Annotated in this window: 11 protein-coding genes; 7 read left to right on the top strand and 4 right to left on the bottom strand. The window is 61.1% G+C overall.

Features of this window, described 5'->3' with window-relative positions; genetic code table 11:
• Positions 1-104 precede the first annotated feature (104 nt).
• The 3 genes from AC3WKX_RS13445 to AC3WKX_RS13435 are packed head-to-tail and all read right to left on the bottom strand — an operon-like array spanning position 105 to position 2,141.
• Entirely contained in the window at positions 105-944 is an 840-nt protein-coding gene (locus AC3WKX_RS13445; RefSeq protein ID WP_003210658.1) for a cache domain-containing protein, read from the bottom strand.
• 55 nt (positions 945-999) lie between these two features.
• Positions 1,000-1,470, bottom strand: a complete 471-nt coding sequence (gene cynS, locus AC3WKX_RS13440; RefSeq protein WP_003210659.1) for a cyanase — start codon at positions 1,468-1,470, stop codon at positions 1,000-1,002.
• A gap of 29 nt (positions 1,471-1,499) precedes the next feature.
• Entirely contained in the window at positions 1,500-2,141 is a 642-nt protein-coding gene (locus AC3WKX_RS13435; protein ID WP_087692575.1) for a carbonic anhydrase, read from the bottom strand.
• 112 nt (positions 2,142-2,253) lie between these two features.
• Between AC3WKX_RS13435 and cynR the strand changes: the two genes are divergently transcribed.
• Positions 2,254-3,120 carry a transcriptional regulator CynR gene (gene cynR / locus AC3WKX_RS13430; protein WP_102606130.1) on the top strand — a complete coding sequence of 289 codons (867 nt, stop codon included), beginning with the start codon at positions 2,254-2,256 and terminating at the stop codon, positions 3,118-3,120.
• Here cynR and AC3WKX_RS13425 read toward each other — a convergent pair.
• On the bottom strand, positions 3,095-3,871 hold the full coding sequence (locus AC3WKX_RS13425) for a transporter substrate-binding domain-containing protein (protein WP_008437921.1): 777 nt from the start codon (positions 3,869-3,871) through the stop codon (positions 3,095-3,097). The genes cynR and AC3WKX_RS13425 overlap by 26 nt on opposite strands.
• 387 nt (positions 3,872-4,258) lie before the next feature.
• Between AC3WKX_RS13425 and AC3WKX_RS13420 the strand changes: the two genes are divergently transcribed.
• From AC3WKX_RS13420 to AC3WKX_RS13395, 6 genes are all read left to right on the top strand, one after another.
• Positions 4,259-5,632 (top strand): glutamine synthetase family protein, encoded by a 1,374-nt coding sequence (locus AC3WKX_RS13420; protein ID WP_003210664.1) that lies wholly within the window; start codon positions 4,259-4,261, stop codon positions 5,630-5,632.
• Positions 5,633-5,777: 145 nt separating this feature from the next.
• Entirely contained in the window at positions 5,778-6,428 is a 651-nt protein-coding gene (locus AC3WKX_RS13415) for a class I SAM-dependent methyltransferase (protein ID WP_003210665.1), read from the top strand.
• A gap of 122 nt (positions 6,429-6,550) precedes the next feature.
• Positions 6,551-7,684: a ribonuclease D gene (rnd, locus tag AC3WKX_RS13410; protein ID WP_003210666.1), complete on the top strand. Its 1,134-nt coding sequence runs from the start codon at positions 6,551-6,553 to the stop codon at positions 7,682-7,684.
• Complete coding sequence (locus AC3WKX_RS13405; protein WP_003210667.1) at positions 7,681-7,974, top strand: YcgL domain-containing protein; 294 nt, start codon at positions 7,681-7,683, stop codon at positions 7,972-7,974. Before rnd ends, AC3WKX_RS13405 begins: the two co-directional genes overlap by 4 nt.
• 116 nt (positions 7,975-8,090) lie before the next feature.
• On the top strand, positions 8,091-9,023 hold the full coding sequence (locus AC3WKX_RS13400) for a D-2-hydroxyacid dehydrogenase (protein WP_003210668.1): 933 nt from the start codon (positions 8,091-8,093) through the stop codon (positions 9,021-9,023).
• Between the two features lie 122 nt (positions 9,024-9,145).
• The gene (locus AC3WKX_RS13395; protein WP_102606131.1) at positions 9,146-12,619 is read left to right on the top strand and encodes an OspG family effector kinase; all 3,474 of its coding nucleotides are present in this window, start codon (positions 9,146-9,148) and stop codon (positions 12,617-12,619) included.
• Positions 12,620-12,696 lie beyond the last annotated feature (77 nt).

The following is a 12,696-nucleotide window of genomic DNA, read 5'->3' as shown; positions in this document are numbered from 1 at the left end:
CGAATGCGGTCTGTCAGCTGATAAATAGGCTGACTGATACACCGCATTCGCGAGCAAGCCCGCTCCCACATTCGATTGCGTTCCAGCATTTAAATAGGTGACCTTCACGGGCTGTAATACCCCACAGCCACCATGAAATGTCCGGTTTTGCGCAAATACGCATGCTTGTTCTCAACCTTTCCGGTCACCGGATTTTTCCAGCGGTACTTGTATTCCCCCTGATCCTGCTCGGCCATGACCGCCAGGATCGGCTCACCCACCGGCTTCCCGTCGGGATCCTTGATCTTGCTGAAATCCGTATTCACCAACCGCGGAGTCGTGCCATGGGCCACGTAGCGCTGGGTGTCGAGGTCAACCACAAACACATACAAATCGTCCTGTAGAAAACCACCCTGCATGGCGTTGATGGCCTTGAGCGTCCCAACCGGGTCTTTCTCCAGCGCCTTGACGGCTTTGTTTCGCAGCGCTCTGGCATGTTCCGGCGTCGCCCGCGGCAGGTAGTAGCCAACGGCCAAAATCCGCTGCCCGACGCGCTGGTAATACACATGCTTGCGTTCCACCTTGCCGTCATTCCAGTTCTGCCATCGGTAATCGGCCTGCTGGATGCCACTGCCTTCCGGCACCGCCAACGCCTCCTTGAACGACTTGTTCAGATCCGGCCCCAGTACCTCGGAAACATTGCGCCCGATCAACGCAGAAGAGGGCCCGCCACTCGCTAGCAGTACGCCCTTGGTGTTGACCACGAACACGTAACGGTCCTGGTCGACGAATTCACCCTGGCGGCTGAACGCCGCAAAAGCCTTGTCACCATTCGTCTGGTAATACGCCAAGGCCTTTTCCAGCAAGGCCTTGGCGGCTTGGGCATCCGCCTCCTCAGCGGTGGCGGCGTGCACCTGGCCAACACATAACAGCAGCAGCCAGGTGGCTCGGAGCATTGCCTTCATTACCCGTCCCTCGATCTTGTTGGTGTGCCAAGAGCGTAGACGGTTTGCCGGCAAATCAGAACGGTTTGGTCGGCAGGTATTTGCCATCCAGGGTGATCACCGCGCGGGAGCCGCCGTCCGGGTCTTCGACCTTCTTGATGTCCAGCTTGAAGTTGATCGCGCTGATGATGCCGTCGCCAAATTGTTCGTGCACCAGGGCCTTGAGGGTCGAACCGTAGACCTGCAGCATTTCATAGAAACGGTACATGGTCGGGTCCGTCGGCACGCCGCCCGGAAAGCTGCCGCGCAGGGGCACGGTTTGCAGCAGGCGGCTGGCGTCCTGGTCGAGGCCAAGCTTGTCGCAGACCACATCGGCAGCGTCCTTGGGCAGCGGATGCTGGCCGAGCAGGGCGGCGGTAACAAACGCCAGGCTCAGGCCGGTGCCGTCGGTGAGGTCCTGCCATGACAGGTTCTTGCGCGCCTTGATGTCGATGACGGTGTCGGCCAGGGCCAGGCGTGGGGATTGGGCGAATTGGGATTGCAGCATGGTGATGTCCTCTTGGGTTTGAATAAGGTTCAGGCGGCGTAGGCACGGGTGGCCGGGTGGTCGAGCAGCGACACGAAGCGCCCGCTGCGGCCATCCAGGGCGTCGATGGCGCCGCTTTCGATGTCGTAGACCCAGCCGTGCAGGCTCAGCCGGCCTTGTTCCAGGGCCAGGGCCACGGAAGGGTGGGTCTTGAGGTTGGCCAGTTGGGCGACCACGTTTTCCCGTACCAGCGAGTTCAGCCGGTCGGCATCCGATGCGTGAGTGCGGGCGGCGTTGATCACCTTGGCCGACTCGGCGTGGCGCAGCCAGTTGGCCACGGCGGGCAAGTGGTCGAGGCATTTGCAGGTGGAGATCGCGGTCATGGCACCGCAGTCGGAGTGGCCGCAGATCACGATGTCGCTGACGCCGAGAACGGCTACTGCGTATTCGACGGTGGCCGACACGCCGCCAGGCTCCGGCCCGTAGGACGGGACGATGTTGCCGGCGTTACGGATCACAAACAGGTCACCGGGTTCCTGCTGGGTCAGCAGTTCCGGGACTACGCGGCTGTCGGAACAAGACACGAACAACGTGCCGGGGTTTTGCGTGGTAGCCAGGTGTTTGAACAGGTCGCTGCGTTGGGTGAAGGCTTCACCCTGGAACTTGCGGAAGCCGTCGATGAGATCTTGCATGGTGGTTCTCCTTGCGTCGCTGATGGGGCAAGGATGGAAGTTTTCAGCTATAGCGTCCAAGACCGGCTTATTATGGTTTCTATAAGTCATGCCTATAGTTGGAGCGCCTTCCATGTTGCTGCGTCATATCCGCTACCTGCTGGCCGTTGCCGAGCACCGTAATTTCACCCGGGCGGCGGAGGCGCTGCATGTGTCGCAGCCGACCTTGTCGCAGCAGATCCGGCAACTGGAAGACACTCTCGGTGCGCCACTGCTGGACCGTTCCGGCAGAAGCGTCAGCCTGACCGATGCAGGCGAGGCCTATGTGCGGTTTGCGCGCCTGGCCTTGCAGGATCTGCAGGCCGGCACCCGCGCCATGCATGACGTGCAGGACCTGAGCCGTGGCAGCTTGCGCCTGGCGATGACGCCGACATTTACCGCCTACCTGATCGGGCCGCTGCTGGCGCGATTTAACGGGCAGTATCCGGGGATTACAGTGAGTGTCGAGGAGCTGACCCAGGACCGCATGGAGGCGGCACTGACGGAGGATTTGCTGGATATCGGCATCGGTTTTACCGGCGAGCATTTGCCGGATATCGAGTGTGAAGGGGTGTTTGTCGAGGTGTTGAGCGTAGTGGTAAGCGCCGGTCATCCCGGCATTGATCGACAGTCGTGGCTCCAGCAGCCGTTGGTGCTGCTGAATGCCGGCTTCGCCACGCGTCGCTATATCGATGAGTATTTTCGCAGCCAGGCGGTGAAACCGCTGATCACCATGGAGGCCAATTCCATCAGCGCGATTATCGAAATCGTACGAAATACGCAGTTGGCGACCATCCTGCCCAGCGCGATTGCCCAGGTGCAGCCGGGGTTGCAGGCGGTGCCGCTGAGCCCGCCGTTGCCGCAACGCACGGCGGCGTTGCTCAGCCGCAAGGGAGGCTATCGCAGTGCGGCGTGCAGGGCGTTTGTCGAGCTGGTCAGGGCGCAGCCAGCCACTGATTGATGATGCCGTCGTACACGCCGGTCACCGTGCTCAAGTGCAGCCACTGGTCCACATAACTCTTCCATGCGACATCATCGCGGGGCAGCAGGAACGCTTTTTCGCTGTACTGCATGTACCGCTCGGGATTCACCGCGCACAGTCCCGGCTTGAGCTTCTGCTGATACCGCGCCTCGCTGGCGTCGGTGATCATCACGTCCGCCTTGTTCGCCAGCAGTTCCTCGAAAATCGTCACGTTATCCGGGAACAGCGTCAGTTGTGCCTTGCCCAAATGCGCCCGCGCAAATACTTCATTGGTGCCGCCCGCAGGCTCGATCACCCGTACCTGCGGCTGGTTGATCTGCTCCACCGTCTGATAGCGCTGCACATCGGCGCAACGCACCAGCGGGATCTTGCCGTCGACGCCCAATGGTTGGCTGAAAAACGCCTTTTTCTGCCGCTCCAGGGACACTGAAATACCACCCACCGCAATATCACAGCGCTGGGCCAGGAAGTCCGGCATCAGGGTTTTCCAGGTGGTCGGCACCCACTTCACCTGCACCCCAAGGCTCTTGGCCAGGGACTGGGCCATCGAAATGTCGATGCCTTCGTAGCTGCCGTCCGGGCGTAAATAGCTGTAGGGCTTGTAGTCGCCGGTGGTACAGACGCTCATTTCGCCGCGCTGGAGCACTTCATCCAGGCGCGACGCGGGGCTGTCGGCCAGGGCCTGGGCAGACAGGCCGGCCAGCAGGGAAAGGGTCAGCAATGCTTTCATGCGGTCGGGTCCTTGGGCATGGGCAGGGCCGCCATTATTTGCAAATGTTTAGCCACGGCACAACCAAACTCCATCAAGACTGGATTTAACGGCTTAACCTCGCGTGTGAGGCTGCCCGGCATCTCTTTACTGTGAATCCCGCATGGACGGTTCCCCCGACACACACCCTGAGACATCGCCAGGCGCCACCGCGTCCAGCCGTCCGGATCGTCGTCGAGTCACCGCTGATGCCCTCCCTTCCGAACTCGCCTTCTGGGCGCTCTGGCACTGCCGCCACGCACGCCCACCGGACACCTTTCTCCTACGTTGATTTGCCCGAATGGATGCCCCGCGCATCTGCCCGGCAGCGCCCGCGCGCCTGCCTGACGCGAACGTATGAGAATGCCCATGAGCACGCCCTTTGCCACCCTGCACGAAGCCCAGTCCTTTCTTGAGCAGAACCCGGATATCGAGATGTTCGAGCTGTTCATCCTCGACAACAACGGTGTGCCTCGCGGCAAACTGCTGCACCGCGATGAACTGCTGGCGGTCTATGAAAGTGGCCGGCCGCTGCCGAGTACCATCCTCGGCCTGACCATCAATGGCGACGACGTGGAGAACTCCGGGCTGGTCTGGGAAGTCGGTGATATCGACTGCCGCGCTTACCCGGTCAGCGGCAGTTTGCAGCGCATGCCGTGGCGCCTGATCCCGACGGCAGCAGTGCAAGTCAGCATGCACCCCACCGAAGGCATGCCCGCTACCGTGGCCGATCCCCGGCACCTGCTGGCCAGGGTGATTGACGACCTCAAGGCCGACGGCTATTACCCGGTGATGGCGGCGGAGCTGGAGTTCTATTTGCTCGACCAGAAACCCGACAGTAACGGCCGCCCGCAACCGGCGCGGGATGTCGACGGCGGGCGCCCGCGCTCGACCCAGGTCTACGGCCTGCGGGAGCTGGAGCAGATCGAACCGTTCCTCGCCGACCTCTACAGCGCCTGCAAACTCCAGGGCATCCCGGCGCGCACGGCGATTTCCGAATACGCCCCGGGCCAGGTGGAAATCACCCTGGAACATCGCAGCGATGCCCTGCAAGCCATGGACGAGGCGGTGCGTTACAAGCGCCTGGTCAAGGGCGTAGCCCACAAGCACGGGATGACCGCGTGTTTCATGGCCAAGCCGTTCGACGATCTGGCCGGCACCGGCATGCACATGCACGTCAGCCTGGCGGACCGCGACGGCAATAACCTGTTTGCCAGCGAAGCGCCCGACGGCACGCCGCTGTTGCGCCACGCGGTGGGCGGCATGCTCAGCACCTTGCTCGACTCGTTGCTGATGTTCTGCCCCAACGCCAACTCCTATCGACGCTTCCAGACCAACAGCTACGCGCCGCTGGCCGCGACCTGGGGCGTGGACAACCGCACCGTCACACTGCGGGTGCCCGGCGGACCGGCGTTTTCCCGGCATATCGAACACCGTATCTGCGGCGCCGACGCCAACCCGTACCTCGCGGCGGCCGCGATTCTGGCCGGTATCCACCGGGGCATCCGCGAACAGCGCGACCCCGGCGCGCCGGTGGAGGGCAACGGTTATGCCCAGGCCAAGGAGTTGCTGCCCACCGATTGGCTGACCACCTTGCGTGCGCTTGAAGGCTCGGTTTGGGCGCGGGAGGCGTTCGGCGGCGAATTCCTCGGCGTGTACCTGGCGGTCAAGCGGGCCGAATACCGTCAGTTCATGGGCGAGGTGGGCGAGCAGGATTGGCGCTGGTATCTGCACCAGGCCTGAAGATGAAGGCGTTGATCACAGACAGTTAACAGACAGGCAGCGGGCTGGATACTGGTTCTGCATTAACGGCGAACAATCCTTCGACCTTTTTTTCACGAGACGGTGGTTAAGCTGCGAATGTCTGATCCATTAACAGAGTCGTGTGATGCCGTCGCAACCGCCGTCTTCCATCGAGATTGAATTTGCCGAACGCGCTGGCCAGCAGCATGCCCTGGTCTGCGCCGACACGCGTCCGCCGGGGCTGTTGCGGCGCCTGGGGTTGTGGCGCGATGAGCAATTGGTGCGCCGTGCACTGAAGATCGCCGGCGAGCCAGGGCTGATTCTCGACCTGGCGTGCGGCTCCGGGCGCTTTTGGCCGGTGCTGGCCGAGCACAGCAACCGGGTGATCCTGGCGTCGGACAATTCCCAGGACATGCTCGACCACGCACGTACCCACCACGCGCCGGGCTTGCTCAAGCGGATCAAGACCTTCCAGGGCTCGGCATTTTCCATCGGCCTTTCGGCCAACGCGGTGGACTGCATTTTTTGCCTGGAGTTGTTTCGCCATGTGCCAACGGCAGAAGGGCGCCTGGCCCTGCTCGGTGAGTTTCATCGGGTAAGCCGCGACACGGTAATTGTTTCGGTCAACAGCGACAGCGGCTACCGGGCGTTGCAGCCTGGCCCGGCGGCAGTTGCCAGCCACCGGGCGCAAGTGGAGGCGGAGTTTCGCCTGGCGGGTTTCAAGGTCCTCGGTCAACAGGAGTTCATGCCCGGCTCAGCCATGTGGCGGGTGTATGTCCTGCGTAAGAGAGGATAAGTACCGACTGTCGGACTATTCTTCAGCTCCTATAAGAGTTTTCATGGCGGATGCTGTACTGCGAATGCTCGCAACTCCCTTTCGCGATATATACTGCGCGCCATTCTTCAAGGGAGAGCCGTGTGGCCATCGATATTCACTGGATCTGCGACAACGATAGCCTCGGCCAGCACTGCGCCGAATGGCAGCAGTTGCCATTCGTCGCCCTCGACACCGAATTCATGCGGGTCGACACTTTTTATCCCATTGCCGGGCTGATCCAGATCGGTGATGGCGTGCGCGCTTACCTGATCGACCCCCTGACCATCGACAACTGGCAACCCCTGGCCGCCTTGCTGGAGAACCCGGCGGTGATCAAGGTGGTACACGCGTGCAGCGAAGACCTGGAAGTGTTGCTGCGCCTGACCGGCAGCCTGCCGGTGCCGTTGTTCGACACGCAACTGGCGGCGGCCTACCTGAACCTCGGTTTCTCCATGGGCTATTCGCGGTTGGTGCAAGCCGTCCTCGATATCGAGTTGCCCAAGGGCGAGACCCGCTCCGACTGGTTGCAGCGGCCATTGTCCGAGACGCAAATCAGCTACGCCGCCGAAGACGCGGTGCACCTGGCAGAAGTCTACACACGCCTGCGCCCGAAGCTTTCCGACGACAAATACGCCTGGGTCCTGGAAGACGGTGCCGAACTGGTGGCCAACCTGCGCCGCGAAGTCGACCCGTACGAGGTTTATCGCGACGCCAAGCTCGCCTGGAAACTCTCCCGTGCCCAGCTCGCCGTATTGCGCGAACTGTGCGCCTGGCGCGAACAGCAAGCCCGTGCCCGTGACCTGCCGCGCAACCGGATCATCCGTGAGCACTCGTTATGGCCCCTGGCCAAATCCCAGCCGGATAACCTCGCCGCGCTGGGCAAGATCGAAGACATGCACCCGCGCACCGTGCGCCAGGACGGCGAGTTCCTGCTGGGCCTGATCAAGCGCGCCGGCAGCGTGCCCATGGACCAGTGGCCACCGGCGGTTGCCGAGCCATTGCCGGTGGACGCCGCCACGCTGATCAAGCAACTGCGCGCCCTGGGCCAGGCCGAGGCCGAACGCCTGGACATGGCGCCGGAACTGATGCTGCGCAAGAAAACCCTTGAAGCCCTGGTCAAGAGCGGCTACCCCGAGGGGCCTTACCAATTGCCAGATTCGCTGCGTGGCTGGCGCCGCGAACTGATGGGCCAGGCGCTGCTGGACAGCCTGGCCACTGCCGGAGAACAGCCTTGAAACGTATCTGCTCCATCTATCGCAGCCTCAAACGAAACGAGATGTACCTCTACGTGCTGAAAAGCGATGCACTGGAGCGCGTGCCGGAAAGTCTGCTGGCCGCCTTCGGCAAGCCGCACCACGCCTTCGACCTGGTGCTGAGCCCGGAGCGCAAGCTGTCCCGCGAGGACATCACCGTGGTTCTGGAGAACCTCGAAAAGCAGGGTTACCACCTGCAAATGCCGCCGGCCGAGGACGAGTACATCGAACACTTGCCCGAAGAGCTGCTGCGACGCAATGACCCGATGTGATCGGTCAGTGCCCCGTCCGGGGCACATCATCTATGGAATTCAATTTTTGGCGGCGGCCGCACGGTACAGTGAACTGGACCGGCGGCCGCCTGCAGTGTTTTTGAAAGGTTTGAACCATGCGCGTTCTGATTGCTGAACACGATCACCCGCTGTACGCCCGGCTGCTGCGCGAAGCGGCGCCGGACCTTGAGGTCATGACCAGCGGCGACTCCGCCGAATTGTCGCGCCTGGCGGCCGATTGCCCGGTGTGGCTGGGCCAGCCGGATCTTCTGGCCACCTTGCTGCGCCAGGGGCACCAGCCACAATGGCTGCAATCCACCTGGGCCGGCATTACGCCGCTGCTGGCCGACGGCCTGCCGCGGGATTACCGCCTGACCCGCGCCGTGGGCATTTTTGGCCAGGTGATGGCCGAATACGTGCTGACTTACATGCTTGGCCATGAGCGTGAAGTGCTGGCGCGGCTGGTCAGCCAGGTCGAGCGCAAGTGGGATAACCGCATGGGCCAGAGCCTGGCGGGGCGCAAAGTGCTGATCGTCGGTACCGGTGATATCGGCCGCAGCGTTGCGCAATTCCTGCAGCCGTTTGGCGTTGAGCTGTACGGCATTGCCAGTGAGGCCCGTGAGCAGGCGCCGTTTGTCGAAGTTGCCGGGCTCGACGCGTTGCCGCGCCTGGTGGGTGAGGTGGACTACGTGGTCAACCTGCTGCCTAACACACCGAACACCCACGATTTGTACAATGCGGCGCTGTTCAAGCAGTTCAAGCCGACCGGGTTGTTCATCAACGTCGGGCGCGGTGTGGCGGTGGTCGATGCGGACCTGGTGGAAGCGTTGAAGGAAGGCCATCTGGCCGGCGCGGTGATCGACGTTTGCCGTCAGGAACCATTGCCCCAGCGCCATCCGTTCTGGACCGCCTGGGGGTTGCTGCTGACCGGGCACAGCTCGGCGCCGACTTCGCCGGGGATGATGGTGCAATTATTTGTCGAGAATTTGCGCGCGTACCAGGCGCAGGAAACGTTGCGCGGCGAAGTGAGTTTCGAGCGCGGTTACTGACAGCGCGAAGGCTCGGCAACGCGTGTTGCCGGGCGCTTACAAATTTCTGCAAACACTAATCAGATGTTCGTTTCGCAGGCCGTATGTGAGGCTCGTACCCCTCTCCAGATGGGTACATTCTCATGTTGAATGCTGGCACTGTGTCTCTCCCTCCACGGGTAACTCCGCAACTTTCCCTGCTTTCTACCGAGCCGGCGGCGCTCCCTCTATTGCCCTCTGCTCTGGGTGCTACGGCCGATCTCAATACGCAGGCCCTCGCCCCAGTCCCCCGGCAATCCGGTCTCACCGCGGCGTTGGGCGACCGCGAGAATCTGCGGACACTGGGCCAGAAGCTCAACGAAATCGCCAGCCGTCTTGGCGTGAATGCCAGCCCTCAAGCGGTGCTGGCCGCGCTGCAAACGACACCGATGCAAATACACCCCGACTCGTCCTACCCGACCCAGGCGGGTAAAGCGGCGACGGTAGAGATCTTTCTCGGAAGTATCGGCTTGGGGTTGCCCACCAATCATTTTCAGCTGACCGGTCATGCCCACGCGGTGAGTGATAGGGCACTGGAGCATCCGCTCGGCAATTTTGGCGGCGGGTTGTCCTGGCCTGTTCCCATGAGCGCCGCTGAACAACGCAGGGTACTGGCGGCGGCTACCGACCATGGCAGCCAGAACCCCAATGCACCGCACATCGGCGCAAGCGTGGGTGTACTGGAATATCTGAACGCGAACCAGCCGTTGTCGGGCGAGGCATTGGCTGATCCTGCCAAGGCACTCGAAACCCTCGTCAGCTCCACCCGCGGGCAGGCACTGGGGCAAGCCATACAGGACCAGCTTGGGGGCGCCGCCTCCGAGACCAGCGTGAACGAATACGCACTGAGCGCAATCCACCTGCTGCTGGATCCCGAGTCCATTACGGCGCCGCACCGAAACCGTGTGGCAGGTTTCGACCTCGCGCAACAGGCCCATTGGGGCAAGCCGGCTTCGACAGTACTCGAGCGCCTGAGCACTTACCTGCACGAAAATCACAAGACCAGTCCCGAGATGGCCAAGGCCGGCGCCTATTTGTTACTGGCACGAAAGGCGCCCGAGTTTTTGATCAAGGACATCCCCGACCGCGTGACCTACGGCAGCCCTGCCTGGGTAAGCCTCGCGGTCGCAGCGGCGGCCATAGAGGCGCAGTTCCCCGGAAAGGTGGCGCACATGACCTTTGCCCAAGTCATGTCCAGCGCGGAAAACGCGATCCTGACGAATCGAGCCGCCGCCGAACATGCACAAAAGGCGGCATTGGTGGACTGGGCCGTGGTCAACGGGATCGTCACATGCCAGCCAGGTGATCATTACAGCGACGATGAGATAGACCGTGCAAGGACGGCATTCAACGCACAACTGAAGTCGACGCTTGCGGCTACCGGTTTGTTGGAAGCCGAGATTCCAAGCCGTAAAGACATTGCGTTGGCTCATTTGAAGGAGCGGTTTGGCGAACACGTACCTTTTGAAGAGAAACGACTGAAGGTCGTTGACTCGAAACAACCGTCAGCCCAACCACTTTATGATCCGAACCGGGCGCCCGGCGGGCTTTTCTCGTTGTTGGACATCGCCATGAGCGGACTTGGCCAATACCCATGGGAAACCAGGGACCCGAGCATTGCCGAGGCAATCAAAGGCAAGAGCCTGGATTTCAGCGTGAACAAAATCTTCAACGAAGAATTTGAACAAGCAATCACTTCTCGCCAGCAAGGGGTTCGCAGCGTCATCAAGCACCTTGTCGCAACACTGCCCTTGGTTGACCGGGAAAACCTGGAGTTTGCAAAGCTCGAGTTTTTTCAGAAAAACACTTATGAACTGGGCCTCGACTTCATCTCTAAAAAACGGCAGGGCGCGGAAAACAAACTGTGGGTCAAGGCCACCGGAAGGAATGGCAACACCGTTTATGAAATTGATTTGAACGCAGGTGCAATCAAGTCGGTGCCGACCTCGGAGTTAACAACAAAACGCGAGCGGCAGGCCAACAAGGAGTTCAAGACGGAGCCCTTCAAGCCCAAGACCGTGAGCGAGGCTGCCCTTGGCCAAAAGAGCCAGGACGGCTTGTCAACGCCGCCCCCCAGTTTTTCCAGTGCGCGAACCCAGCACATTGCCGATGCCTTTGTTGAACATCTTGATCTCGACAGTGATGACATAAAAACCTATGCCCGGGGTGTCACCTCATTCGATAAACAAATGGCAACCGAGTGGAACGTCACCCACTTTTTTCTTGACCTGATTCCGCTCAGGTCCGCCATCGTGAATTTTTCCAGGGGTAACCACCTGGAAGGGGCCAGTGACCTGGCGCTGGATGTCTTTGGTTTTGTCACGGCGGGCGCGGGTGTGGCGGCGAAAGTCACGAAGGCGGGGGCCAAGGTCGCGAGCGCCGCCGCCAAGGCCATTCAAGTGGCAAAAGTCATCGGTGTGGCTGCCATTCAAGCATTCAACCCATTGGATGGCTTCAGCGAACTGGTCGCGGGCGGTGCCCGGTTGCTGGGCAAAGGCGCCAACTTTGTACGCGCCACGGGTGCAGAGGTGGTCAACAAGCTCAGGGGCGCGAGCGGCAGCTATGACCTGTTGAAGGCTGCCAGTAAACACTATGACGCAGCAGCGACGGGTACCTTCAAGGTCGCCGGGCAAAGCGTTGATGGAGGCGCGGTACTCCAGAACGGTCGATGGTATGCGTTTGATGTGGACAGGATGCGGCCTTACGGCAGCCCTCTTGAAGGCTTCACCGCAAAAACGAGTGCGATGGATGGGGCGATCATCACCACGCCTGCCGAGCCGGGCAGCGCCCTGAACAACCGGTTGCTTGGCGACTACAGCGTGGCCGAATCGAAAATAGCCGGGCTTGCGCGCAACAGTCAGGGGATCTATGTGGCGGCGGACGGTCACTTGTCCCACATCCGCCATACCGATACTGCCGGCAACACTGCGGTCTACGAAGTGCGGCAAGTGACTCGCACCGCCGACGGTGCCGTACAGGCGCAGATTTATCACAACAACCGGCAAACGCCGCTGCTGGTGCAGCACCTTCAGGGGGACCAATGGCAGCGCCTGGGGGCACGCGGCGGTAACCCGCCTTCTGTGGCATCAGACCTGGGGCCGGAAATTGGCGGGGGCGGTGAGGGGACGATCTACGACAGTCTCGACGGGAAAAGTGTCTATAAGGACTATGGCCCTTCATCCATGACTTCTGCCGACGACTTTGTCGATAACGAGACCCTGTGCCTGAACAGCTATTACGGTGACGGCTTTGCAACCACGATATTTGAAAATGGTCGCCGTTATTTGAAAATGGGCAAGCTGGACGGGGTGGATGTAAATACCCTGGCAAGGGGAAGTTTGCCCCCAGAGGCCAGGCTTTTACTGGATGACGCATTTCGGCGCATGGAACAGAAAAATCTTTACCACAACGATCTGCAGTTAAGTAATTTCCTGTATTCAGCGAGGGATAATAAAATCTATCCAGTGGACTTGAACGCAAACGGTCTTGAAGACATGACACCGTTTCTCGCCAGTATGTACAAGCGTGATCGAGACGAGCTGCGCAGGGCCTATTACGCGCTGATCGCCAAGGCTTAGCTGCACTTGTGGCGGGTGTACCCTGCTGTGATCGCAGCAGCAGGGTTTTGACGTGACCGTCAACGACTGCCAGAGCG

The sequence above is a fragment of the Pseudomonas sp. GP01-A4 genome (assembly GCF_058780865.1).
This window is presented reverse-complemented; position numbering and strand designations above follow the sequence as displayed.

What these genes read in the sequence shown, in the direction of transcription:
- AC3WKX_RS13445 (WP_003210658.1), bottom strand. Translation starts at nt 944, where the DNA reads ATGAAGGCAATGCTCCGAGCCACCTGGCTGCTGCTGTTATGTGTTGGC.
- cynS (WP_003210659.1), bottom strand. Translation starts at nt 1,470, where the DNA reads ATGCTGCAATCCCAATTCGCCCAATCCCCACGCCTGGCCCTGGCCGAC.
- AC3WKX_RS13435 (WP_087692575.1), bottom strand. Translation starts at nt 2,141, where the DNA reads ATGCAAGATCTCATCGACGGCTTCCGCAAGTTCCAGGGTGAAGCCTTC.
- cynR (WP_102606130.1), top strand. Translation starts at nt 2,254, where the DNA reads ATGTTGCTGCGTCATATCCGCTACCTGCTGGCCGTTGCCGAGCACCGT.
- AC3WKX_RS13425 (WP_008437921.1), bottom strand. Translation starts at nt 3,871, where the DNA reads ATGAAAGCATTGCTGACCCTTTCCCTGCTGGCCGGCCTGTCTGCCCAG.
- AC3WKX_RS13420 (WP_003210664.1), top strand. Translation starts at nt 4,259, where the DNA reads ATGAGCACGCCCTTTGCCACCCTGCACGAAGCCCAGTCCTTTCTTGAG.
- AC3WKX_RS13415 (WP_003210665.1), top strand. Translation starts at nt 5,778, where the DNA reads ATGCCGTCGCAACCGCCGTCTTCCATCGAGATTGAATTTGCCGAACGC.
- AC3WKX_RS13400 (WP_003210668.1), top strand. Translation starts at nt 8,091, where the DNA reads ATGCGCGTTCTGATTGCTGAACACGATCACCCGCTGTACGCCCGGCTG.
- AC3WKX_RS13395 (WP_102606131.1), top strand. Translation starts at nt 9,146, where the DNA reads ATGTTGAATGCTGGCACTGTGTCTCTCCCTCCACGGGTAACTCCGCAA.